The 22,080-nt window shown below is 73.7% G+C and carries 22 protein-coding genes; 14 read left to right on the forward strand and 8 right to left on the reverse strand.

The window, feature by feature from the left end:
* The first annotated feature begins 35 nt into the window (after nucleotides 1-35).
* The 9 genes from thrC to AB0C87_RS11570 all read left to right on the forward strand — a co-directional run bounded on the left by thrC (nucleotide 36) and on the right by AB0C87_RS11570 (nucleotide 10,310).
* Entirely contained in the window at nucleotides 36-1,103 is a 1,068-nt protein-coding gene (gene thrC, locus AB0C87_RS11530; RefSeq protein ID WP_360577267.1) for a threonine synthase, read from the forward strand.
* 22 nt (nucleotides 1,104-1,125) lie between these two features.
* The gene (gene thrB, locus AB0C87_RS11535) at nucleotides 1,126-2,046 is read left to right on the forward strand and encodes a homoserine kinase (protein WP_345182630.1); all 921 of its coding nucleotides are present in this window, start codon (nucleotides 1,126-1,128) and stop codon (nucleotides 2,044-2,046) included.
* A gap of 452 nt (nucleotides 2,047-2,498) precedes the next feature.
* Nucleotides 2,499-4,598 (forward strand): transcription termination factor Rho, encoded by a 2,100-nt coding sequence (rho, locus tag AB0C87_RS11540; RefSeq protein WP_360577268.1) that lies wholly within the window; start codon nucleotides 2,499-2,501, stop codon nucleotides 4,596-4,598.
* A 209-nt stretch (nucleotides 4,599-4,807) separates the two neighbouring features.
* Nucleotides 4,808-6,193, forward strand: coding sequence for a sensor domain-containing protein (locus AB0C87_RS11545; protein WP_360577270.1), 1,386 nt, complete (start codon nucleotides 4,808-4,810; stop codon nucleotides 6,191-6,193).
* Nucleotides 6,194-6,233: 40 nt separating this feature from the next.
* The gene (locus tag AB0C87_RS11550; protein WP_345182627.1) at nucleotides 6,234-6,881 is read left to right on the forward strand and encodes a response regulator transcription factor; all 648 of its coding nucleotides are present in this window, start codon (nucleotides 6,234-6,236) and stop codon (nucleotides 6,879-6,881) included.
* A 184-nt stretch (nucleotides 6,882-7,065) separates the two neighbouring features.
* The gene (gene rpmE / locus AB0C87_RS11555; protein ID WP_121434040.1) at nucleotides 7,066-7,284 is read left to right on the forward strand and encodes a 50S ribosomal protein L31; all 219 of its coding nucleotides are present in this window, start codon (nucleotides 7,066-7,068) and stop codon (nucleotides 7,282-7,284) included.
* 111 nt (nucleotides 7,285-7,395) lie between these two features.
* Nucleotides 7,396-8,460, forward strand: coding sequence for a peptide chain release factor 1 (prfA, locus tag AB0C87_RS11560; RefSeq protein ID WP_345182626.1), 1,065 nt, complete (start codon nucleotides 7,396-7,398; stop codon nucleotides 8,458-8,460).
* A gap of 106 nt (nucleotides 8,461-8,566) precedes the next feature.
* Nucleotides 8,567-9,427 (forward strand): peptide chain release factor N(5)-glutamine methyltransferase, encoded by an 861-nt coding sequence (gene prmC / locus AB0C87_RS11565; RefSeq protein ID WP_345182625.1) that lies wholly within the window; start codon nucleotides 8,567-8,569, stop codon nucleotides 9,425-9,427.
* A gap of 61 nt (nucleotides 9,428-9,488) precedes the next feature.
* Nucleotides 9,489-10,310 carry an L-threonylcarbamoyladenylate synthase gene (locus AB0C87_RS11570; RefSeq protein ID WP_345182624.1) on the forward strand — a complete coding sequence of 274 codons (822 nt, stop codon included), beginning with the start codon at nucleotides 9,489-9,491 and terminating at the stop codon, nucleotides 10,308-10,310.
* 36 nt (nucleotides 10,311-10,346) lie between these two features.
* On the opposite strand, the gene AB0C87_RS11575 is transcribed toward AB0C87_RS11570, so the two are convergent.
* The 7 genes from AB0C87_RS11575 to AB0C87_RS11605 all read right to left on the reverse strand — a co-directional run bounded on the left by AB0C87_RS11575 (nucleotide 10,347) and on the right by AB0C87_RS11605 (nucleotide 16,095).
* Nucleotides 10,347-11,087, reverse strand: coding sequence for a hypothetical protein (locus tag AB0C87_RS11575; RefSeq protein ID WP_353831720.1), 741 nt, complete (start codon nucleotides 11,085-11,087; stop codon nucleotides 10,347-10,349).
* Entirely contained in the window at nucleotides 11,084-12,016 is a 933-nt protein-coding gene (locus AB0C87_RS11580) for an ABC transporter ATP-binding protein (RefSeq protein WP_360577273.1), read from the reverse strand. Before AB0C87_RS11580 ends, AB0C87_RS11575 begins: the two co-directional genes overlap by 4 nt.
* A 19-nt stretch (nucleotides 12,017-12,035) precedes the next feature.
* Entirely contained in the window at nucleotides 12,036-12,290 is a 255-nt protein-coding gene (locus AB0C87_RS11585) for a hypothetical protein (protein WP_360577275.1), read from the reverse strand.
* Between the two features lie 106 nt (nucleotides 12,291-12,396).
* Entirely contained in the window at nucleotides 12,397-12,831 is a 435-nt protein-coding gene (locus AB0C87_RS11590) for a hypothetical protein (RefSeq protein WP_360577276.1), read from the reverse strand.
* Between the two features lie 214 nt (nucleotides 12,832-13,045).
* Nucleotides 13,046-13,399 (reverse strand): hypothetical protein, encoded by a 354-nt coding sequence (locus AB0C87_RS11595; protein ID WP_360577278.1) that lies wholly within the window; start codon nucleotides 13,397-13,399, stop codon nucleotides 13,046-13,048.
* 81 nt (nucleotides 13,400-13,480) lie between these two features.
* Complete coding sequence (locus AB0C87_RS11600; protein ID WP_360577280.1) at nucleotides 13,481-14,161, reverse strand: response regulator transcription factor; 681 nt, start codon at nucleotides 14,159-14,161, stop codon at nucleotides 13,481-13,483.
* A complete protein-coding gene (locus AB0C87_RS11605; protein ID WP_360577282.1) occupies nucleotides 14,158-16,095 on the reverse strand; it encodes a histidine kinase in 1,938 nt (645 codons plus the stop codon). Before AB0C87_RS11605 ends, AB0C87_RS11600 begins: the two co-directional genes overlap by 4 nt.
* A 194-nt stretch (nucleotides 16,096-16,289) precedes the next feature.
* On the opposite strand from AB0C87_RS11605, the gene AB0C87_RS11610 reads away from it, so the two are divergent.
* The 3 genes from AB0C87_RS11610 to AB0C87_RS11620 all read left to right on the forward strand — a co-directional run bounded on the left by AB0C87_RS11610 (nucleotide 16,290) and on the right by AB0C87_RS11620 (nucleotide 18,776).
* Nucleotides 16,290-17,027: a BTAD domain-containing putative transcriptional regulator gene (locus tag AB0C87_RS11610; RefSeq protein ID WP_345182614.1), complete on the forward strand. Its 738-nt coding sequence runs from the start codon at nucleotides 16,290-16,292 to the stop codon at nucleotides 17,025-17,027.
* 88 nt (nucleotides 17,028-17,115) lie between these two features.
* Nucleotides 17,116-17,616 carry a SigE family RNA polymerase sigma factor gene (locus tag AB0C87_RS11615; RefSeq protein ID WP_345182613.1) on the forward strand — a complete coding sequence of 167 codons (501 nt, stop codon included), beginning with the start codon at nucleotides 17,116-17,118 and terminating at the stop codon, nucleotides 17,614-17,616.
* On the forward strand, nucleotides 17,613-18,776 hold the full coding sequence (locus tag AB0C87_RS11620; RefSeq protein WP_353831725.1) for a hypothetical protein: 1,164 nt from the start codon (nucleotides 17,613-17,615) through the stop codon (nucleotides 18,774-18,776). The genes AB0C87_RS11615 and AB0C87_RS11620 overlap by 4 nt, the downstream gene beginning before the upstream one ends.
* A gap of 84 nt (nucleotides 18,777-18,860) precedes the next feature.
* On the opposite strand, the gene AB0C87_RS11625 is transcribed toward AB0C87_RS11620, so the two are convergent.
* Entirely contained in the window at nucleotides 18,861-19,289 is a 429-nt protein-coding gene (locus AB0C87_RS11625; RefSeq protein WP_345182611.1) for a hypothetical protein, read from the reverse strand.
* 238 nt (nucleotides 19,290-19,527) lie between these two features.
* Here AB0C87_RS11625 and AB0C87_RS11630 point away from each other — a divergent pair, with 238 nt between their 5' ends.
* Both AB0C87_RS11630 and AB0C87_RS11635 read left to right on the forward strand, forming a co-directional pair.
* A complete protein-coding gene (locus AB0C87_RS11630) occupies nucleotides 19,528-20,607 on the forward strand; it encodes a DUF2207 domain-containing protein (RefSeq protein WP_360577285.1) in 1,080 nt (359 codons plus the stop codon).
* An 86-nt stretch (nucleotides 20,608-20,693) separates the two neighbouring features.
* Entirely contained in the window at nucleotides 20,694-21,860 is a 1,167-nt protein-coding gene (locus AB0C87_RS11635) for an MraY family glycosyltransferase (RefSeq protein WP_345182608.1), read from the forward strand.
* Nucleotides 21,861-22,080: the final 220 nt, after the last annotated feature.

The following is a 22,080-nucleotide window of genomic DNA, read 5'->3' on the forward strand; positions in this document are numbered from 1 at the left end:
TCGGGCGAACATCGCAGGTCAGCCGAGGAGACCGAGTGAACGCGAACGCCCGCGCGTGGCGCGGCATTATCGAGGAGTACCGCGACCGGCTTCCGGTGACGGACGCGACGCCCGTCGTCACCCTGCTGGAGGGCGGTACCCCCCTCGTGCCGGCCCCCCGGCTCTCCCAGATGACCCGTTGCGAGGTGTTCCTCAAGGTCGAGGGCGCCAACCCGACCGGGTCGTTCAAGGACCGCGGCATGACGATGGCGATCAGCAAGGCCGCCGAGGACGGCGCCAAGGCCGTCATCTGCGCCTCGACCGGCAACACCTCCGCGTCCGCCGCCGCGTACGCGGTGCGGGCGGGGATGACCTGCGCGGTCCTGGTGCCCAACGGCAAGATCGCGATGGGCAAGCTGGCGCAGGCGCTGGTGCACGGCGCGCGGCTGCTCCAGGTGGACGGCAACTTCGACGACTGCCTCGAACTGGCGCGCAAGCTGTCGGTCGACTACCCGGTGGCGCTGGTCAACTCGGTGAACAAGTACCGGCTGCAGGGCCAGAAGACGGCCGCGTTCGAGATCGTGGACACGCTCGGCGACGCGCCCGACGTCCACTGCCTGCCGGTCGGCAACGCCGGAAACATCTCCGCGTACTGGATGGGCTACCAGGAGTACGCCAAGGACGGCCTCGCCTCGCACGCCCCGCGCATGCTGGGCTTCCAGGCGAGCGGCGCGGCGCCGTTCGTGAAGGGCGAGCCCGTCCTGAAGCCGCAGACGATCGCCACGGCGATCCGCATCGGCAACCCCGCCTCGTGGGACCTCGCGGTCGCCGCGCGCGACGAGTCCGGCGGCGCGATCGACTCGGTCACCGACCGGCAGATCCTCGCCGCCTACCGGCTCCTCGCGCGGGAGGAGGGGGTGTTCGTGGAGCCCGCCTCCGCGGCGAGCGTCGCCGGCCTGCTCCAGGCGAGCGAGCAGGGCGGGGTCGCGGCCGGGTCCAGGGTCGTCTGCACCGTCACGGGCAACGGCCTCAAGGACCCCGACTGGGCCATCTCCGGGGCGCCCGCGCCGACGACCATCAAGGTCGACGCGCACTCGGCCGCGTCCGAGCTCGGCCTCACCTGAGGTGGGCTGGCAGGAAGGCCCGGTGCTGGTGCGGACCCCCGCCACCAGCGCCAACCTGGGCCCGGGATTCGACTCGCTCGGCCTCGCGCTGGAGCTGTACGACGACGTCGAGGTCGAGGCGACCGGCGGCGGCCTGTCCATCGAGGTGGACGGCGAGGGCGCCGAGGTCGCCGACCGCGGCGACCGGCACCTGATCGTGCGGGTGTTGCGGCGGACCTTCGACGTCCTGGACGACCTGGCCGGAAGCGGTCCCGCGCGCCCGGACGGGCTGCGGCTGCGCTGCCGCAACCGCATCCCGCACAGCCGCGGCCTCGGCTCCTCGTCCGCCGCGATCGTCGCCGGGATCGTCGCGGCCCGGGCGCTGCACCCCGCCGGGAAGCTCCTCGACGACGCCGGGGCGCTGCGCCTCGCGACGGAGATCGAGGGCCATCCCGACAACGTGGCCCCCTGCCTCGCCGGAGGCCTGACGGTCGCCTGGACGACGCCCGGCGGCCCCCGGTCGGTGCGGCTGGAGTCGCAGGTCACGCGGGTGGTCGCGTTCGTCCCCGAGCAGCGGCTCGCGACGGAGCGGGCCCGCGGCCTGCTGCCCGAGACCGTCCCGCACGGGGACGCCGCCGCCAACGCGGGGCGCGCGGCGCTGCTCGTCGCGGCCCTCACCGGCGGCCTGGACGCCGGCATCCTGCTCGACGCGACCGAGGACCGGCTCCACCAGGACTACCGCGCCCCGGCCATGCCCGAATCGGCGGCGCTCGTCGCGCGGTTGCGGGACGCGGGCGTTCCGGCCGTGATTTCCGGTGCGGGGCCCACTGTCCTGGCCTTCACAACCGCATCACGAGTTGATTCGATCGGCGCCGGAGTGGGTAAAGGGTGGCACGAACACCCGTTGGACGTCGCGACCCGCGGCGCACGCGTGATGACCCCGGAATCGGAGTTCCGGAGCTGACGGCGGCGCCGGGGGCGGGGGACGCGCGTCGCTCCGGCCGGTGCCGGTCCGGCAGGATCCGGCTAGGTAAAATGCGAAGACATCGACCTCTGGGGAATAGCAGTGTGCCCTGGTGATGTTAGGCTGATTGCCGCACCAGATGCCCCGTTCGGGGCAGCGTGCTCGTCAGCCGCGCGTCACCATTTCGGCCCTCCGGTCGTGCCGGTCCCGCGTACCAGGCTCCCCGACACCGTGACTTCCCGTTGTCAGGCATTCCAGCGAAACTTCGGACGTGGCGGTACCGGGGACACGCACGAGCGGAACGTCCCGTCCACCATCTGGCTGTGCCCAGAACACGCAGATCCCGGTTCCATCGTGATCAGCGGAGCCCGATCCGGCGCCCCCGCCGGGCCGCACCACCGGGTCGACTGGCCGAACGCCGGCCAACGCCCGCGCCCTGGGAAGGACCCTTAGTGAGCGAATCCAGCGAACTCCTTACGGACGCAACGAGCACGGAAACCGCCGCCGCTCCGGCCGGCGCGGAGACCGCCGCCCCCCGGCGCCGCCGCGGCACCGGCCTGTCGGCCATGGTGCTCCCCGAGCTCAAGGCGCTCGCGTCCAGCCTCGGCATCACCGGCACGACCGGGATGCGCAAGAGCCAGCTCATCGCCGCCATTCAGGAGAAGCAGGGCGGCCAGGGGCAGGGCTCGGCCGGGGGCGAGCAGGGAGCCGCTGCCCCGGTGACGGCCGAGCGCCCGCGCCGCGGCCGCACCGCCGCCAAGCGCGAGGTGCCCGACGAGCAGGTGACCATCGCCGACGCCGCGCCCGTGGCCGCGCCCGCGTCCGACAACGCGGCGGCGCCCGAGGCGCAGTCCGGCACGGCCGAGAAGGCCGTCCAGGGCGACAAGCAGGAGAAGGCCGAGCGGCAGGGCGGTCGGCAGCGGGGCGAGAAGCAGGACCGGGGAGCTTCCGAGGGACGCGGCGACCGCCAGGGCCGGGACCAGGGCCGCGAGCAGGGGCGCGAGCAGAACTCCGAGGACGGCGAGTCCCAGGGCGGCCGGGACGGCAACCGCGACGGCCGTGAGGGCCGCGAAGGCGGCGGCCGCCAGCGGCAGCGCGGTGGCCGGGAGCGCGGCGAGGGCCGCGACCGCGGCGACCGCGGCGACCGTGGTGAGCGTGGTGAGCGCGGCGACCGAAGCGAGCGCGGTGACCGCGGTGACCGCGGTGACCGCGGTGACCGCGGTGACCGAGGTGAGCGCGGCGACCGCGGCGACCAGGGCGGCGGGCGTCAGCGCGGCCAGGGCGGCGGCGGTCAGGGCGGCGGCGGCCAGCACGACGACGACGACGGCAGCGGCCGGGGCCGTCGCGGGCGCCGGTTCCGGGAGCGCAACCGCGGCCGCGGCCGCGAGCGCTACGAGGAGCCGGTGCTCACCGAGGACGACGTCCTCATCCCCGTCGCGGGCATCCTCGACATCCTCGACAACTACGCCTTCGTCCGGACGACCGGCTACCTGCCCGGCCCGAACGACGTGTACGTCTCGCTGGCGCAGGTCCGCAAGAACGGGCTGCGCAAGGGCGACGTCATCACCGGCGCCGTCCGGCAGGCGCGCGAGGGCGAGCGGCGCGAGAAGTTCAACGCGCTGGTCCGCCTCGACACCGTCAACGGGGTGGAGCCCGACCAGGCCAAGGGCCGCGTCGACTTCAGCAAGCTGACCCCGCTGTACCCGCAGGAGCGGCTGCGCCTGGAGTCCGACGCGGGCATCCTGACGACCCGGATCATCGACCTGGTGTCGCCGATCGGCAAGGGCCAGCGCGGCCTGATCGTCTCGCCGCCGAAGGCCGGCAAGACGATGGTGCTCCAGGCGATCGCCAACGCGATCACCAAGAACAACCCGGAGTGCCACCTGATGGTCGTCCTGGTGGACGAGCGTCCGGAAGAGGTCACCGACATGCAGCGGACGGTGAAGGGCGAGGTCATCCACTCGACCTTCGACCGTCCCGCCGAGGACCACACCACGGTCGCGGAGCTGGCCATCGAACGCGCCAAGCGGCTCGTCGAGCTCGGCCACGACGTCGTGGTGCTGCTCGACTCGATCACCCGCCTGGGCCGGGCCTACAACCTGGCGGCGCCGGCGTCCGGCCGGATCCTGTCCGGCGGTGTCGACTCGACCGCGCTGTACCCGCCGAAGCGGTTCTTCGGCGCGGCGCGCAACATCGAGAACGGCGGCTCGCTGACGATCCTCGCCACCGCGCTGGTGGAGACCGGGTCCCGCATGGACGAGGTCATCTTCGAGGAGTTCAAGGGCACCGGCAACATGGAGCTGAAGCTCAACCGGTCGCTCGCGGACAAGCGGATCTTCCCGGCGGTGGACGTCGACCAGTCCTCCACCCGCAAGGAGGAGATCCTCATGGCTCCGGAGGAGCTGCGGGTCGTCTGGCAGCTGCGCCGGGTGCTGCACGCGCTCGACACGCAGCAGGCGCTGGAGCTCCTCATCGAGAAGATGAAGGAGACCAAGTCCAACGCCGAGTTCCTGCTCCAGGTGCAGAAGACGACCGTCTCCGACGACCGCTGAGTCTTCCGGCGATCGCTGAGCAGTGCCGCGCACGCCCCCGTCCGGTCCTCCGGGCGGGGGCGTCGCCGTCCGAGCCCCGCGAAGGGGTGGGGTTAGCCCCACCTCCGATCGGGCGGCGGACGTCATGGCGGCCCCGCGTCCCGCCCGGCACGCTTGACCACACGAGGCGGAGAGGGCCGACGCAGGTCCGAGCGGCACGGAGGGACGATGTGGGCGAGTTGAGCAAGGACCCCGGCGCCGCGGGCGGCGGCGCCGTCCAGTGGGCCGCGGCGCGGTGGGCGACGGCGACGATGGCCGGCGGGGAGTCGGCGTCCGTCATGAACCGGTCCTGGCATCCGCTCGCGATGGTGAGGTCCTCACTGACGTGGCGCTCGGCGCTGTACCTGGGCGTCAGCCTGGCCTGGGGGCTGGCCTGGTTCGTCGTCCTCGCCGTCGGGCTGACCCTGTCGGTGGCGCTGCTGATCATCTGGGTGGGCGTCCCGCTGCTGGCGCTGCTGATGGTCGCGTGGCGGTTCGGCGCGGCGGTGGAGCGGCGGTTCGTCCTGGCGGCGTTCGGCGTCCGGATCCCGGCCCCGTACCGGCGCATGCCGGCGGGCCGCAACCCGCTGACCAGGCTCAAGGGGATGGCGGGGGACCCGGGCACCTGGAAGGACCTGGTCTACTTCGCCGCGCTGTTCCCGATCACGCTGGTCGAGTTCGGCGTGTCGGCGATCGCGTGGGCCGGGACGGGCACGCTGCTGTTCCTCCCGGTGATCGTGGCGGTGTCCGGCGGGGCCGAGGTCAACTTCGGGGTCTCGTACTGGGCGGGCAACCCCGTGGAGGCGCTGCCGGTCTCGCTCCTGGGGCTGGCGCTCCTCGTCCCGGCGATGTACGTGACGCGCGTGATCGCGATGGGGCACGCGGCGTTCGCCGCGCTGATGCTGGGCCCGAGCCCGTCGCAGCGGGAGAACGCGGCGCTGCGCGAGCGGACCGAGCACCTGCGGGCCAGCCGCGCCCGCGGGGTGGACGCGGCCGAGTTCGAGCGGCGCCGCATCGAGCGCGATCTGCACGACGGGGCCCAGCAGCGGCTGCTGGCCGTGGCGATGGACATCGGCCGCGCCCGCGCCAAGCTCGACGAGGACCCCGAGGGCGCGCGGGCGCTGATCGAGCAGGCGCACGCGGGCACCCGGGAGGCGATCTCCGAGCTGCGCGACCTCGCCCGCGGGATCTACCCGGCGATCCTCACCGACCGCGGCCTGGACCCGGCGCTGTCCGGGCTGGCCGGGCGCGCCCCGGTCCCCGTCGAGGTGGAGGTCGACCTGCCCGAGCGCCCGCCGGCCGCGGTCGAGAGCATCGCCTACTTCATCGTCGCCGAGTCGCTGGCCAACATCGCCAAGTACGCCCGCGCGACCCGCGCGTCCGTCCGGGTGGTGCGCGAGGACCGCTGGGTGGTCGTCGAGGTGGTCGACAACGGGGTGGGCGGCGCGGTCGCGCGGCCGGACGGCGGCCTGGCCGGGCTGGCCGACCGGGCGGCGACGATCGACGGCATGCTGATCGTGGACAGCCCGCCCGGCGGCCCCACGATCGTCCGCGCGGATCTGCCCTGCACGTGGTGATCGCGGCGCGGGGCGGCGCGCCGGGCACGATAATGGCCGGATGCGGGTAGTGATCGCCGAGGACTCGGTGCTGTTGCGGGAAGGGCTCGTCCGGCTGCTCGCCGACGCCGGGATCGAGACGGTGGCGACGGTGGGCGACGGCCCCGGCCTCCTCGGGATCGTGGAGGAGCACGCCCCCGACCTCGCCATCGTGGACGTCCGGATGCCGCCGTCGTTCACCGACGAGGGGCTGCGCGCGGCCCTCGGCGTCCGGGAGCGCCGCCCGGGCACGCCGATCCTCGTGCTGTCGCAGTACGTGGAGGAGCGCTACGCCACGGACCTGATCGGCGGCGGCGCCCAGGGGGTCGGCTACCTGCTGAAGGAGCGGGTGTCGGACGTCGAGGAGTTCATCGACGCGGTGCGCCGCATCGCCGCGGGCGGGACGGTCATCGACCCCGAGGTGATCGGCCAGCTGCTCGGCCGGCGCCGCACCGGCGACCCGCTGGAGGCGCTGACCCCGCGCGAGCGCGAGGTGCTCGGGCTGATGGCACAGGGGCGCTCGAACGGCGCCATCGCCGCGGACCTCGTCGTCACCGAGGGCGCCGTGGAGAAGCACATCTCCAACATCTTCATGAAGCTGGGCCTGCAGCCCGCCCAGGGCGGCCACCGGCGCGTCATGGCCGTCCTTGCCTACCTGGGGCTGCACTAGGCGGGCGCGGCGGGCCCCGCGCCTCCCGCCCCGGATCGGGAATGCCCGGTGACCTCGCGACGTTCGGGTATCTGGCACACTTGGTGTGCAACCGCTGCGGTACCGGTTCACGCCTCCCACATCTCCCATGGCTTCGCCATGCGGATCGGGGGCGCCCGGCGACCGCCTGAGGCGAGGAGAACCGATGAAGCCCGACATCCACCCGAACTACGTCGTCACGACCGTGACGTGTACGTGCGGCAACACCTTCGAGACCCGCAGCACCGCCGAGAACGGCGTGATCCACGCGGACGTGTGCTCGAACTGCCACCCGTTCTACACGGGCAAGCAGAAGATCCTCGACACCGGTGGCCGGGTCGCGCGCTTCGAGCAGCGCTTCGGCAAGAAGAAGGCCGACAAGTAGGGCGAGCCGCACGGCGGACATCAGGGGCGGCCCGGGGACCCACGGTCCCCGGGCCGTCCGAAACCGGTGCGGGGGCGGCCGTCCCCGCACCGCAACGGGCCAGGACACAGCGTGAATCTCGACGATCTGATCAGCGAATACGCGGGCATCGAGGAACGGCTCGCCGACCCGTCCGTCCATGCCGACCAGAGCCTGGCGCGCAAGCTCGGCAAGCGTTACGCGGAGCTGCGCCCGATCGTCGAGACGCACCGCGAGCTGTCCGCGACCGAGGACGACCTCGCCACGGCCCGCGAGCTCGGCGGCGAGGACGCCGCGTTCGCCGCCGAGGCCGACGACCTCGCGAAGCGCCGCACGGAGCTGGAGGAGCGGCTGCGGCGGCTGCTCGTCCCCCGCGACCCGAGCGACGGCAAGGACGTCATCCTGGAGGTCAAGGCGGGCGAGGGCGGCGAGGAGTCGGCGCTGTTCGCCGGCGACCTGCTGCGCATGTACCTCCGCTACGCCGAGCGCGTCGGCTGGAAGACCGAGATCCTCGACTCCCACCCCTCCGACCTCGGCGGGTACAAGGACGTCACGGTCGCGGTGAAGGCCAAGGGCGCCCAGGAGGAGGGGGTCTGGACGCGGCTGAAGTTCGAGGGCGGCGTCCACCGGGTGCAGCGGGTGCCCGCGACCGAGTCGCAGGGACGCATCCACACCAGCGCCGTCGGCGTCCTGGTCACGCCCGAGGCCGAGGACGTCGACGTCCAGGTCGACCCGAACGACCTGCGCATCGACGTGTACCGCTCGTCCGGGCCGGGCGGGCAGAGCGTCAACACGACCGACTCCGCGGTCCGCATCACGCACCTGCCGACCGGCGTCGTCGTCTCCTGCCAGAACGAGAAGAGCCAGCTGCAGAACAAGGAGCAGGCGCTGCGCATCCTGCGCTCCCGGCTGCTGGCGATGGCGCAGGAGGAGGCCGACGCGGCCGCCTCCGCCGAGCGCAAGAGCCAGGTCCGCACCGTGGACCGGTCCGAGCGGGTGCGCACGTACAACTACCCGGAGAACCGGATCTCCGACCACCGGGTCGGCTACAAGGCCTACAACCTCGACCAGGTGCTGGACGGCGACCTCCACAACGTCACGCAGGCGCTGGTCGACGCCGAGATGGAACGCCGCCTGGCCGAAGCCCAGAAATCATGAGCGCAGCGAACCGGGGGGCGCGGGGGGTCGTCCCCCCTCGGAAGGCACGCATGAGCGCAGCGAACCGGGGGGCGCGGGGGGTCGTCCCCCCTCGGAAGGCAGGATCATGAACCTGCTGCTCGACGAGATCGCCAGGGCGACCGCGCGGCTCGCCGACGCGGGCGCCGCCTCGCCCCGCGCCGACGCCGAGGAGCTCGCGGCGGCCGTGCACCGGGTGCGGCGCTCGGAGCTGCACGGCGTCCCCGACAGCGCGTTCGACGCCCGGTTCTGGGAGTTCGTCGCGCGGCGCGAGGCGGGGGAGCCGCTGCAGCACATCACCGGCCGCGCGTTCTTCCGGTACCTGGAGCTGAAGGTCGGGCCCGGCGTGTTCGTGCCGCGCCCGGAGACCGAGGTGATGGTCGGCTGGGCGCTGGAGACGCTGCGCGACATGGACGTGCGCGACCCCCTCGTCGTCGACCTCGGCACCGGCTCCGCCGCGATCGCGCTGTCCATCGCGCTGGAGGCGCCCCGCGCCCGCGTGCACGCCGTCGAGAAGGACCCGACCGCCTTCGTCCACGCGACCCGCAACGTGGAGGAGCTGGACGAGCGGGGCCGCGTCCGCCTGCACCTGGACGACTTCGGGACCGCCCTCACCGAGCTGGACGGCACCGTCGACCTCGTCGTCAGCAACCCCCCGTACATTCCGATGAGCGAGTGGGAGTACGTCCCGCGCGACGTCCGTGACCACGATCCCGCCGACGCGCTGTGGGGCGGCGGCGACGACGGCCTGGACGCGATCCGCGTGGTGGAGCGCACCGCCCGGCGCCTCCTGCGCCCCGGCGGCTACGCGGCGGTCGAGCACAGCGATCTGCAGGGCAACGGCGTGTACTGGGTCTTCGCGGAGGAGCACGGCTGGCGCGACGTGCGCAACCGGCGCGACCTGGCGAACCGGGACCGCTTCGTCACCGCGCGCCTGGCCGCCGACTAGCCCCGCTATCCTGGTCGATGCCATACCCGCGAGCGCTGTGCAGATGGGAAGACGGGCGACCGTGAGCCGACGTTACGACTGCTCTGAGCCGATGGAGCGCAGCCGGGGGATCGCCGAGGCCTTCTCGGCCGTCCGGCGCGGCGAGCTGATCGTCCTGCCGACCGACACCGTGTACGGGGTCGGCGTGGACGCGTTCATGCCGCCCGCCGTGACCGCCCTCCTGGACGCCAAGGGCCGGGGCCGCGAGATGCCGCCGCCGGTGCTGGTCGGCTCCGTCCGCGCCGCCACGGCGCTCGTGGACGACCTCGGCACCTACGGGCAGGACCTCATCGACGAGTTCTGGCCGGGGGCGCTGACCCTGGTCTGCCGCGCCAATCCCAACCTCATGTGGGACCTCGGCGAGACGAAGGGCACCGTCGCGATCCGGATGCCGATGCACGAGCTCGCCGTCGAACTGCTCAAGGAGACCGGGCCTCTCGCCGTCAGCAGCGCGAACCTGTCCGGCCGTCCGGCGGCCCGCACGGCCGACGAGGCCGAGAAGATGCTGGGCGACTCGGTCGCGGTCTACCTGGACGGCGGCACCTCCGGCCACGCCGACCCCTCCACGATCATCGACCTGACGGGGCCGGTGCCCCGGCTCCTGCGCGCCGGCGCCATCTCCGAGGACAAGCTCCGCGCCGTGGTCGGCGTCCTGCTCACCGAAGAGGACGAGCCCGAGAAGCCCGCAGAGGCCCCCTCCATCACCGAGGCGGCCAAGCCTTCCCTCACCAAGGAAGAGCCGCCGCAGACTCCCCGAGAGCCTTCTGAGCCCCTCCAGGAAGCCCCTGCCCCGAACCCCAAGCCGTCGCTCCGCAAGGACGAGGACGACCCCGGCGCCGCCTAGCGCCGGAGCCGTCCGGGGCTTCCGGCGACGGCCCGGTCAGGGGTCCCTGCGGCGGCCGGCGACCATGCCGAGGGCCAGCAGCGCCGGCCCGGCGACGATCGCGTACGCCACCTGCCCGGCCGCGCCGTAGGGGACGCGCGACCCCGCGTCCGGGTCCACGAGTCCGCCGACCGCGGTGAACGGCATCCACCCGGCCAGGGCGCCTCCCACGCGCGGCAGCATCCCGGCGGCGCTCTCTCCCACCAGCGACCACAGGAGCAGGACGCCGACGGCGGCGGCTCCGTTGCGGACGAGAGCGCCCACGGCGACTCCGGCCACGGCCGTGAAGGCCCAGAGGACGCCCGTCCCCAGGACCTGGCGCCATTCCGCCGCCGTGTCGAGGCTCGGACCGGGCCCCACCGCGCAGAGGGCCGCCACCAGCAGGCTCGCGAAGGCCAGGAAGACGGCCGCGGTCGCGCCGGCCGCCGCCAGCAGGAGGGCCTTCGCCGCGGTCAGGGGCCAGCGTCGCGGCACCGCCTGGCAGGCGAGGCGGATCGTGCCGTGCCTGTACTCGCCGGTGACGGACAGGGCCGCGAGGACGAGAAGGATCATCTCGCCGAACGACAGCCCGGCGAGGACGTCCACGACGGTGACGGCGCCTCCCTCCTCCGGGACGCGGGCCGCGAGGACCGCCGAGGCGAGCGCCAGGGCCGCGGCCGTGCCGAGGCACCACCACGTGGACCGGCTGCGGGACAACCGGACCGTCTCGGCGGCGAGCGCCCGGCGCAGCGCCGTCATCGCCGCCCTCCCGCGCAGTCGACCGGGGAGGACGCCTGGTACTCGACGGCGTCGCGGGTCATCTCCATGAAAGCGTCCTCCAGGGAGCCGTGGTCGGTGCGCAGTTCGTGCAGTTCGAGGCCGTGCGCCGCGGCGATCCCGCCCACCCGGGCGGCGGTGCCGCCGTGCACCCGGAGATCGCCGTCGGGTCCGTGGCGGACGTCGAGGCCCGCCCGGCCGAGCAGGGCCGCGAGCCGCCGCGCCTCCGGGGTCCGGACGATCACGGCGGCGCCGGCCGCCTGCTCGACGAACGCCCGCATGGGGGCCTGCGTGATGAGCCGGCCGGCGCCGATCACGACGACGTCGTCGGCGGTCAGGGCCATCTCGGCGAGCAGGTGGCTGGAGACCAGGACGGCGCAGCCCTCACCGGCGGCCCGCCGGAGCAGGTGCCGCATCCAGCGGATGCCCTCGGGGTCGAGGCCGTTCATCGGCTCGTCCAGCAGAAGCGCCCTGGGCCTTCCCAGGAGTGCCGCGGCGATGCCCAGGCGCTGGCGCATGCCGAGTGAGAAGCCGCCGACCCGTCTGCCCGCCACGCCGGCCAGCCCGACCGTCTCCAGGAGTTCGTCGACGCGGCCGGGCTCCGCCCCCGTCAGGCACGCCGTCCAGCGCAGATGGCTCCGGGCCGTGAGATGCGGGCGCACCCAGCCGGCGTCGAGGAGCGCGCCGACCGTTCCGGAGGGGTTCGGCAGGTCGTGGTAGCGCCGCCCGTCGATCAGCACCCGGCCCGACGCGGGCCTGGCGAGCCCGACGATCATGCGCATCGTCGTGGACTTGCCCGCGCCGTTCGGGCCGAGGAAGCCGGTCACCACCCCCGGGCGCACCGTGAAGGACAGGTGGTCGACCACCGTGCGGCGTCCGTAGCGCTTGGTCAGTTCTTCGACTCTGATCACTGTCGTGCCTTCCTCCGGGTCACCTGAGGGCGGTCGCCAGCCCGAGGGCCACCGAGGCCAGGGTGATCAGGGCCCACGACCACGACCCCGCGCCGGACCTGGCGGAGCGGACCAGCAGGACGAGCGCCGCCGGAGCGGCCACGCAGAGCAGCGCGTCGGCCGTGTACGTCGCCGGGTCGCCGTCGAGCAGGGTCCGGACGAGCGACGACGCCGCCGCGGGAATGAAGATCAACACCCATGCGGCTTCCGGCACGGGCTCGCGCGTCTTGGTCACGATGATGTCCCCAGAGATCGGTTCGGGTGATGCCGCCGCCTCGCCGGCACGGGGCCGGCTCCCGTGGCGGAGCCGGCCCCGTGCGCCCTTCGGGGCCCCGGTGCTCCTAGTAGCCGCGGAGCAGCTTGTAGAGGTCCCAGGCGTTGGTGCTCCAGCCGGCCGCCTTCAGGGCCCACCGCAGGGGCCGCGGCAGCTTGCTGTACCACTTCTTGAAGGCCTTCCAGCCCTTCTTCGCCGCCTTGATCGCCGACTTGAGCTTGCCCGCCTTCTTGAGGATCTTCAGGAGGGTGCTGAGGCCGCCCTTCCGCGCGAGGTCCTGCTGGAGCTGCTGGATCTCGCGACCGGAGAAGCCGATCTGCCGGAGCGCGGCGGTGTCGGCGGCGCTGAACCGGGACGGGGCGGGCTGCTGGACCGCCGTGACGGGCGCGGCCGTGCGGCCGGCCTCCGCCGTGGCGCCGAAGGCGGGGCCCGGCACCCCGAGGCCCAGTACCGCGGCCAGGGAGACGCCCGCCGCCTTCGCGGCGAACCGCTGCTTGTTCATGGGAGGTTTCCTCCAGATCGATCCGGCGGAACCGGTGTCCGCCGCGAGCCGCCCTGGCCCGCGGGATCAGATCAACAAGAGGGGGTCTCCGCGGCGTCTTCCCGGCTTCTCGTGCACGTCTCCCCGGCGTCTCCGCCGGGTCTTCGCCTCGTCCTCCTCCGAGGTGGGGGACCCGGCCTGGAAGTTCTCGCCTCTTCCTCGCGCGGGCGGGCGCTCAGGGGACGTCGCCCCTGGTGTAGGCGACGGCCCCGACGAACAGCGTCGCGACCGCGATCGTCGTCATGGTCTCGTAGGCGCGCCGCCTGACGGCCTTGACGAAGACGACGACGGTGGCGAGCGCCGCGCACGCCGCCAGCCCGATGGCCAGGACGTCCCACGGTCCGCCCTCGCCGCCGGCGCGGACGCCCTTCGCCGCCAGGATGAGCAGTGCCGGAAGTATCCATGCCGCATCGAGTCCCTCGTCCGGGTCGAGTCCCTCGTCCGGGTCGAGTCCCTCGTCCGGCGCGGGGACGGCCGCCTTCTCTCCGGTGGTGGCCTCGCCGTCCGGCCGGTCGTGTTCGCAGGTCATGGATCAAGGAAAGCGCGCCGCGTGCCACCCGCGCGTCCTGCGGCGGGACGGACCGCGGTCGGCCGGGCGGTCGGCCGCCCCTCAACCCCCGGGTGGAGGGGCGGCCCCCGGACGGACGAGGCCGGCGTCGTAGGCGAAGATCGTGGCCTGCACCCGGTCCCGCAGCCGCAGCTTGCCGAGGATCGCGTTGACGTGGGTCTTGACGGTCGCGGTGCCGATCCCCAGCGCGGCGCTGATCTCGGGGTTGCTGAGGCCGCTCGCCATCCGCACGAGGACGTCGCGTTCCCGGGGGGTGAGCGCCTCCAGGCGGCCGTCGGGGACCGACGGCGGGCTGATGGCACCGGTGACGAAGGCGTCGATGAGGCGGCGGGTCACGGCCGGGGCGAGCAGGGCCTCGCCGCCGGCGACCGTGCGGATGGCGTCCACGAGCTCCTGAGGGTCGCAGTCCTTGAGGAGGAAGCCCGAGGCCCCGGCGCGCAGCGCGCCGAAGACGTACTCGTCGCGGTGGAACGTCGTCAGCACCAGCACCCGTGCGGGCGACCCGGTGGCGGCCAGTTCCCGGGAGGCGGCCAGGCCGTCGACGCCGGGCATCCGGATGTCCATCAGCACCACGTCGGGGCGGCACCGGGGGACGGCGCGCAGCGCCTCGGCGCCGTCCCCGGCCTGCCCCACGACCTCCAGGTCCGGCTCGCCGTTGATGATCGCGGTGAAGCCCGCGCGGACGACGGCCTGGTCGTCCACCACCAGCACACGGATGCTCATGTCCTCTCCCATGCGTCCAGTAGCGCGCGCATCTCCGTGAGGGCGGCCCGCGCGAGCTCCGCCGCACGGCCGACGGCCTCGTGCGCGTCGCCGTCCGTACCGCTCAGGCCCGCCTCGGCGACCGTCACCAGCCTGACGGTGTGGTGCAGGACGGTCCCGTTCAGTCCCGCGGCGACGCGGTCGCGTTCGGCCTGCACGGCGTCCCCCGCCCGTGCGGAGACGGCGTCGAGCGCGGACTCCCCCCACCGGCGGCTCCTGGACGCGGTGGTGACGCCCAGCGTCCAGGCCGCGAGCGTGAGGGGCGCCGTGCACACGACGGCGGTCACCAGCCCGAACGCGAACGCGACAGGTGTCGGGCCGTCCGCCGCCACCTCATGGTCGGCGACCAGCAGGAAGCCCAGGCCGAGCCCCCAGGGGAGCGGAGCGGCGAGCGCCGCGGGCCAGGTGCGCGCCCCGTCCGGCCTGTAGCAGGCGAGCGAGTAGACGGCGACCAGTTCCGCGGCGCTTCCCAGGACCAGGAGGCCGAGCAGGTCCCGTGACCACAGTCCCCAGGCGACGGCCAGGGCGGCGTCCGCCGAGACGATCAGCGCGAGCACGGCGCGGGGCGCGTGCCGCCTCCACCACAGCGGGACGGCTCTGAGCGTGAGCGCGACGCCGATCAGGAGGAGCTCCGCCCCGGGCCGCCCCGTGACCAGCGGGTCCGGCGGCACGAAGCCCAGGAGCGGCAGGAACGCGCAGAGGGCGACCGCCACGCCGTCGAGGATCTCCGGCCATCCCCGCCGGTGGCGCGGACCCGACGGGAGGTGCGCGGCGACCGACCAGCCGCCCGCCGCCGTGGGGCCGGCCGTGAGGACGCCGCCGAGCCCGGCCGCCCGCTCCCGCATGCCCTGGATGCCTCTGCCCCCTCCCAGCGCGGGGACGGCCGCGCGGGTTGCAGCGGCGTCGTTCTCGATCGTCAGTCTCACCGCGCGCGGCGCGTAACGGACGGAGACCCGCACCTCGGCGCCCGCCGAATAGCGCATGACGTTGGTGAGCGACTCCTGGACTATCCGGTAGGCGGTCGTCGTCAGCTCGGCGGGGAGCCTGCGAGCCCGCCCCTCCACCCGCAGGGACACCGGGATGCCCAGCCGGTTCAGGCCCTGGCACAGGGGAGGCAGCAGTTCTTTCAGGCCGCCGTGGCCCGCCCGGGGGGCCACGACGTCCACCAGCCCGCTCAACGACCTCAGCACCTCGCGGCCGGTCTCGGCCGCGACGGCGAGGGCCTGGGCCACCAGCTCGGAGTCGGCGCGGCGGGCCGCCGCCCCCGTGTGGACGGCGACGGCGCTCAGATGGTGGCCGGCGATGTCATGGACTTCCCTGGCCAAGCGCTCGCGCTCCGCCTCGGCCGCCGCGCGGCTCTCGCTCTCGATGTCGGCCAGCCGCGCCCGCAGGCCGCTCCGCACCGCCTCGCGCTGCCGGCGGAGCTGGCCGAACGCGGCGATGCCCAGGTAGAGGACGCCGTCCAGGAACTCGTTGGAGAAGAGATCGCCCGGTCCTCGCGCGTACGGGAGGTAGACCGCGAAGGCGACGGTGTAGGCGGCCAGGCATCCGAGGACCGCGTCCCGGCGTTCCCTGTGCACCGCCACCGAGTACAGGGCGACGCCGTCGGCGAGCCCGCTGACGGCGGTGTCCGCCGTGCCCGCGGCGACGATCGCCGATGCGCTCAGCGAGATCGCGGCGGCGAGCACCGGCACGGGCGCCACGCGCCGCCACACCAGCGCCGCGGCCGCCAGGACGATCGAGCCCGCGACCAGAGGCCAGCGGGCGCCGCCGAGCGGCTCCCCGCCGCCCTCGGCCAGGAACCAGGTGCCGGAGAGCTGGACGCCCGCGACGGCGAGCGGGACGCCCACGTCGGCGGGGCGGGGCCACCGCCCGAGGCTCTCGTCCGTGCGCACACGCCGACCCTAAGGCGCGGGTCCGCCGGACGTCTCCGGCCCTGGGCGCGGCGCGGCCGGGCGCTCCCGTGTCCGGGGGACGGACGGCCGGTGCGCCGGACGCATGACCAGGGCTTCTGACATCCCTGTGCGGAATCTGTAGAAATTCTCGGCGGAGGAAGCAGCGAGCGGCGGGGCGCGTGCATCAACCGTGCATGCATGGTGATCAAAGTGCCGTCCCCGCGGAGGACGCCGGGCTCGGGCTCCTCTCCTTCTTCCGGTGCCGGGTGGACGGGCGGGACGTCCGGCTCGCCCCGGCGCCCCGCCGTCTGATCGTCACGGTGGCGCTGGAGCCGGGCGGGCTGGGCAGGGAGTCGCTGCAGGGGCGGCTGTGGCCGGACGCGGGCGCTGCCGAGGCGGCGAAGCGGCTGCGGCAGTCGCTGTGGCGCGTCCGGCGGGACACCGGGGCGCGGCTGCTCGCCGTGACCCCGTCCCATGTCGCGCTCGCGGACCACGTCGACGTCGACCTGCGCCGGGGCGAGCGGTTAGCGCGGCTGGTGGCCGGGGGATCGGTCACGGCCGCGGAGCCGGACGAGGTGCGGCTGCTCGGCGGCGAGCTGCTGCCCTGCTGGCCGGAAGAGGACGTGTGGGCCGCGCGGGACCGGTGGAACCTGCTGCGGCTGCTCGCGCTGGAGCGGCTCGCCGAGCACGCGCTGGCGGCCGGCGACGCGACCGGTGCGATCGACCTGGCGGAGGCGGCCGCGCGCGTGGACGGGCTGGCCGAGGCGTCCCACCGGATCAGGGCCGCCGCACACCTGGTGCGGGAGGACCAGGTGAGCGCGTGGCGGGTGTTCACCCGCTACCGGCGGCTGCTGGACGAGGAGATGGGACTCCAGCCCAGCGCCGCGTTCCGGAGGCTCCTGGAGCGGCACGGCCGGACGCTCGTGTCATGACCGGCGGCGGCGCTGGCCTCAACCGGCCGTCCGGCGGGCGGGCCGTGCGCGGGCGTCCCGCGGGCGCCCGCGGTTAAGATCGCGCCCCGTGGTCATCCCCCGCACCGGCGATCTCGTCGCGCTGTACGAGGAGCACCAGCTCCGCCTCGTGCGGATGGCGGTCCTGCTGGTCGGGGACGAGGCCACCGCCGAGGACGTGGTGCAGGACGTCTTCCTGCGCATGCAGGACAGGTCCCCCCGGCTGGACGGCGAGGGCAAGCTGCTGGCCTACGTCCGCGCTGCGGTGCTGAACGGCTGCCGCATGGTCCTGCGCCGCCGCAGGATGATGCGGCGGCACACCGAGCCCCATGAGCCGCCGGTCTGGTCGGCCGAGTCGGCGGCGATGCTCGGCGAGGACCGCCGGGCGGTCATGCGGGCCCTCCAGAGGCTGCCGCGCCGCCAGCGCGAGGCCGTGGTGCTGCGCTACTACCTCGATCTGAGCGACGACGAGGTCTCCGCGGCCATGGGCATCCGGCCCGCCACGGTGCGGTCCACGATGGCCAGGGCGCTCGCCGCGCTGGCCCGCGAACTGGGGGAGGAGGTGCGATGAGCGGGCTTGAGGACCGCCTGCGGGACGCCCTGCACGCTTCGGCCGGCAGGGTGGACGCGGACAAGCCGCGTCCCTTCCCCGAGCGCAGGCCGCGGCGGGGCGCCCCGGTGCGGCGGTGGGCCGTTCCGGTCTGCGCGGTGCTGGCCGTCCTCGCCCTGGCCGCGGGGATCGTCGGCGTCCGCAAGATGATGGAGCCCGACCGGCGCCTCCAGAAGGTCCCCACGATGCCCCGCTTCTACTTCGCCAGCTACCTGGCCGGAGGCGGGGAGCTCTCCCGCGTCGAGGTACGCGAATCCCGCACCGGCCGCCTCCTGGACACGAGATCCGCCCCCGCGGGAACGAATTTCCTGAGCATCGCCGCCACCGGCGACGGGCGGACGCTCTTCGTTCTGAAACGAGCGAGAACGAGGTGCGTGACGAGGGTCGAGAAGTTCTCGATCAACGGGTCGGGAAAGATCGTCCGGAGTACGGAGGTGGGCGGTTCGGCCGTTTCCGGGGAGCCTGCGGGGCAGGGATCCCTCGCGGTCACCCCCGACGGCCGCCGGCTGGCCTACGGCCTGGTCGACTGCGGCGACCCGCCGATCACGCGGATCGCCTCGAACGCCAGAATCGCGATAGTGAATTCGGCGACCGGAGACCGGCATGAATGGCGGGAATCGCGGGTGGCGCTGGCCGACCGGCTTTCCTGGGACGGATCCGGGGACCGGCTGTTCTTCGTGCGCTCCTGGTACAGGGGGCCGGAAAAGACCATGCAGGAAATCCGTTTCCTGCCGCTGGGAGGGGACGGCGCCCCGCCGTCCACGGCCCGCCCCGTCCGCGCCGTGACCTCGCCGCGGATATTCGAGGGAGTCGCGGCCGCTCCGGACGGTCGGCGCGTCTTCGTGATCGAGGGCGCGGCGGGGTCGGTTTCCGCCGGCGGGGGCGACGCCCCGGAGGTGACTGCCGACGCCGGGTTCGAGGTTCTGGAGGTGTCGGCGGGCGACGGCCGCGTCCTGCGGTCGACCCGGCGCCGGAGCGCTTCGTTCGCGGGCGACCCCGCCATGAAGGGCGACGCCACCGGAAGGTTCCTGGTGACCGGCTACGGGCTGGTCGATCTCGGAAAGCCGGACGGGATCTCGCGGATCAAGGTGGGCGGGGACTTCTACGACCTGGACTGGTGAGCCGGGCCGACGGGGGCCGGGAAAGCGCGAAGGCCCCGCCGGGCCGGGCGGGGCCTGTGTCGTCAGGCGGAAGGGGGGAGGGGATCAGAAGATCTTCTTGCCCTTGCCGTAGTAGTACTTGCCGGTCTTCTTGTTCCGGCCGCACTCCTGCACCCACATGTGGCTGCCGTAGGACGACTTCACGCTGATCTTGACGGTGGCCTTGCCGTCGAAGTTGTACTTGGTGCCGTCGGGCGCCACGCCGATGATCTTGAAGCGCGACCAGTACACCTTGGAGCCCTCGGTGAACTTGAAGCGGACGCAGGAGGTCCAGCCGTTCTTCTTGTCGTCGGCGAGGTAGCCCGTGACGGCGGTGCTGCCGCCGCTGCGGGTGTAGGAGCCCCATGCGGCCACGTGGCTGTAGGAGTTGTAGGGCTTCCAGCTGCCGGTGGCGGCTTCGGCGGGGGCTCCGACGGCGGCCATGCCGGCCATCAGCGTGCCGGCGGTCAGGGCGACTGCAGCGATTCGCCGCATAGGTCCCTCCGTGTTCGGATTGGGGGGGTTAGCGAGCGATAACCTAGCAGCCCCTTACCAGCGGTTTTCTGTAGGGATGTCCATCTGACCGGGGCAGGACGGATCCGGCCGTCCGGCGAACCGATCCGGCGCCGGAGGCGTCCAAGACGCCCCCGAGCGTCCGCGCGAGGGGCAAAGGGCTTACCGGTCGGCCGCATCGACCGCGTTACGCCGCCACGATCATGGCAACGGTGGAAACATGCCCGACGTGCGTGGCCGTGTCCGGCGCTCCGCGACCATCGCGGGGGTGCTGCTGCTGTTCCTCGTGCTCGGCCTGCCCGCCTGCGCCGGCCGGCCGGCCGGCGCCGAGCCCGCGCCCGGGTCCTCGGGCGTCGCGCCGCCCCCCGAGCCGGCCTACCGCGGCGAGAGCATCCCGGCCTACGACGTCGTCCTCACCATCGGCACCGACGGCGTGCTGTACGTCCGGGAGACGATCACCTACGACTTCGACCAGGCGGGGGAGCACGGGATCGTCCGGCACGTGCCGTTCCGCCGCGGCGACCGCCTCTACGAGGTCCGCAACGTCAGCAGCAGCTCCTCCACCGGCGCCCCGGCCCGCGTCCGCACGACCCGGTTCCTGCGCGACGTGCGGATCAGCGTCGGCGACCGGCACCGCGAGGTCCGCGGCCGCCAGGCCTACGTGATCGAGTACGAGGTGCGCCGCGCGTTCACCCCCCGCGCCGACCACGACGACCTGCTGTGGGACGCCATCGGGACGAGCTGGGACGTCCCCATCGGGAACGCGGCGGTCCGGGTGCAGGCGCCGGTGCCGCTGCGGCACGCGACCTGCCGGGCGGGCGCGCCCGGGGCGACGACCCGGTGCCTGCGCGACCGCGACGGCCCGTACGCGATCGACTTCGTCCAGAACGCGCTCGCCCCGCACGAGGGGATGCGGATCCGGGTCCGGCTGCCCAAGCGCGCGATCGCCGTCCCGCCGCCCCGGTACGTCCCGCCGCGATGGACGGGCCACTGGACGGGCACCGCCGTGCTGGCCCTCGCGCTCGCCGCCGTGCCCCTGCTCGCGCGCCGTCCGGCGCCGCGGCGGGGGACCGGCGCCGGCCTGGCGGCCGCCGGGGCGCTGCTCGTCGTCGCCGACGCGGGGGACGACGTCGCGGCGAGCGGCCCGTGGGCGTTCTCGCTGGGCGACCGGTGCCTCGCCGGCCTCGCGCTCGTGATCGTCGGAGTCGGGATCATGTGCGTTCAGCGGACCGGTAGTGCCCGATTTGCGGCGGAAGACCGTCCGGGAGGACTACAGTTGGTCGGTCGCGACGTGAACTGATCGTTCCGGCGGTCGTCTACCTAGGTGAACTCAGCCCCGGACGGGGCACGTAGGCATCGTTGATCGGCGAAGGGAGGCGCAGGGGAGTGCGGGAGTACCTGCTCACGATCCTGGTCGCCGCTCTCGTCGCCTACCTGCTGACCCCGTCGGTGCGCAGGTTCGCCGTGTGGTTCGGGGCGCAGGCCGTCCCGCGCGACCGCGACGTGCACGTGATCCCGACGCCCCGGCTGGGCGGCCTCGCGATGTTCGGCGGGATGGTGGCGGCGCTGGTGGTCTCCACCGGCCTGCCCGAGATGCGCAAGGTCCTCGGCGACGGCGGGATCAGCGTCAGCAAGGCGCTCCTGCTGTCGGGCGGGCTGATCGTGCTGATCGGCATCGCCGACGACCGCTGGGAGGTGGACGCGCTCACCAAGTTCGCCGGGCAGGTCGCGGCCGCCGGGATCTTCATCATGCAGGGCATCCAGGTCTACGTGATCCCGCTGCCCACCGGCGACTCGCTGTCCCTGCCGCCCGCCTACGGGGTCCCGCTCACCGTCCTGCTCGTCGTCGCCACGATCAACGCGGTCAACTTCATCGACGGGCTGGACGGCCTCGCCGCCGGCGTCGTCGGGATCGCCGCCTTGGCGCTGTTCTCCTACGCCTACCTGCTGTCGAAGGCGCACGGGCTCACCACGCTGTCCGCCGCGACCCTCACCGCCGCGGTCCTGTTCGGCATGTGCGCGGGCTTCCTGCCGCACAACTTCAGCCCGGCCAAGATCTTCATGGGCGACACCGGCTCGATGCTGATCGGGCTCCTGCTCAGCGCCTCCACGATCATGCTGACCGGGCAGTTCGACGCGGCCGTCCTCGCCAACGGGCTCTTCCCGTTCTTCGTCCCGGTGCTGCTCATCCCGGCGGTGGCGGCGGTCCCGTTCATGGACATGCTGCTCGCGGTGTGGCGGCGCACCAACCAGGGCCGCTCCCCGTTCGCCCCGGACAAGCAGCACCTGCACCACCGGCTGCTGGAGCTCGGCCACTCCACCCGCCGCGCCGTGCTGATCATGTATTTCTGGGTCGGGCTGCTGGCCTCCGGGCTGGTCGGCCTCGCGCTGTTCGACGCCGCCTGGATCACCCTCGGTGTCACCCTGCTGGTGGCGGTCGCGGGCGTGCTGCTGATGCTCCGCATCCCCGGTCGCCGCAGGTCCGCCCGGGGGAAGGCCGCGGACGCCGGCACCGGCGACCAGCCCGCCGAGCGCCCCTCGATGCCCGTCTGACCTGCGCCGGGACGCCTTCGGGCGGGAGCGGCGCCGACCGCTCCGCGGGCCCCGAACGGGCGTGGGCACCGGGCGGGCTCGGCTACAGTCCCTCGTGCGGGTGTCGCGCGCGGTAGCGCCGCGCACGCCGGATCGCATTACCTCTAGGGTAATTGTGGACATTCCGGACGCTTGTGATACCTTTCACGAACAAGAGACGACCACTGAACGTGACCAGCCG

This window comes from Actinomadura sp. NPDC048021, assembly GCF_040653135.1.
Taxonomy (GTDB): Bacteria; Actinomycetota; Actinomycetes; order Streptosporangiales; family Streptosporangiaceae; genus Spirillospora; species Spirillospora verrucosospora.

Coding starts and splice junctions, on each gene's coding strand:
- prmC (WP_345182625.1), top strand. CDS start 8,567: ATGAACCTGCTGCTCGACGAGATCGCCAGGGCGACCGCGCGGCTCGCC.
- AB0C87_RS11590 (WP_360577276.1), bottom strand. CDS start 12,831: ATGAACAAGCAGCGGTTCGCCGCGAAGGCGGCGGGCGTCTCCCTGGCC.
- AB0C87_RS11620 (WP_353831725.1), top strand. CDS start 17,613: ATGAGCGGGCTTGAGGACCGCCTGCGGGACGCCCTGCACGCTTCGGCC.
- AB0C87_RS11600 (WP_360577280.1), bottom strand. CDS start 14,161: ATGAGCATCCGTGTGCTGGTGGTGGACGACCAGGCCGTCGTCCGCGCG.
- AB0C87_RS11550 (WP_345182627.1), top strand. CDS start 6,234: ATGCGGGTAGTGATCGCCGAGGACTCGGTGCTGTTGCGGGAAGGGCTC.
- rpmE (WP_121434040.1), top strand. CDS start 7,066: ATGAAGCCCGACATCCACCCGAACTACGTCGTCACGACCGTGACGTGT.
- AB0C87_RS11630 (WP_360577285.1), top strand. CDS start 19,528: ATGCCCGACGTGCGTGGCCGTGTCCGGCGCTCCGCGACCATCGCGGGG.
- AB0C87_RS11610 (WP_345182614.1), top strand. CDS start 16,290: ATGCATGGTGATCAAAGTGCCGTCCCCGCGGAGGACGCCGGGCTCGGG.
- AB0C87_RS11625 (WP_345182611.1), bottom strand. CDS start 19,289: ATGCGGCGAATCGCTGCAGTCGCCCTGACCGCCGGCACGCTGATGGCC.
- AB0C87_RS11575 (WP_353831720.1), bottom strand. CDS start 11,087: ATGACGGCGCTGCGCCGGGCGCTCGCCGCCGAGACGGTCCGGTTGTCC.
- AB0C87_RS11595 (WP_360577278.1), bottom strand. CDS start 13,399: ATGACCTGCGAACACGACCGGCCGGACGGCGAGGCCACCACCGGAGAG.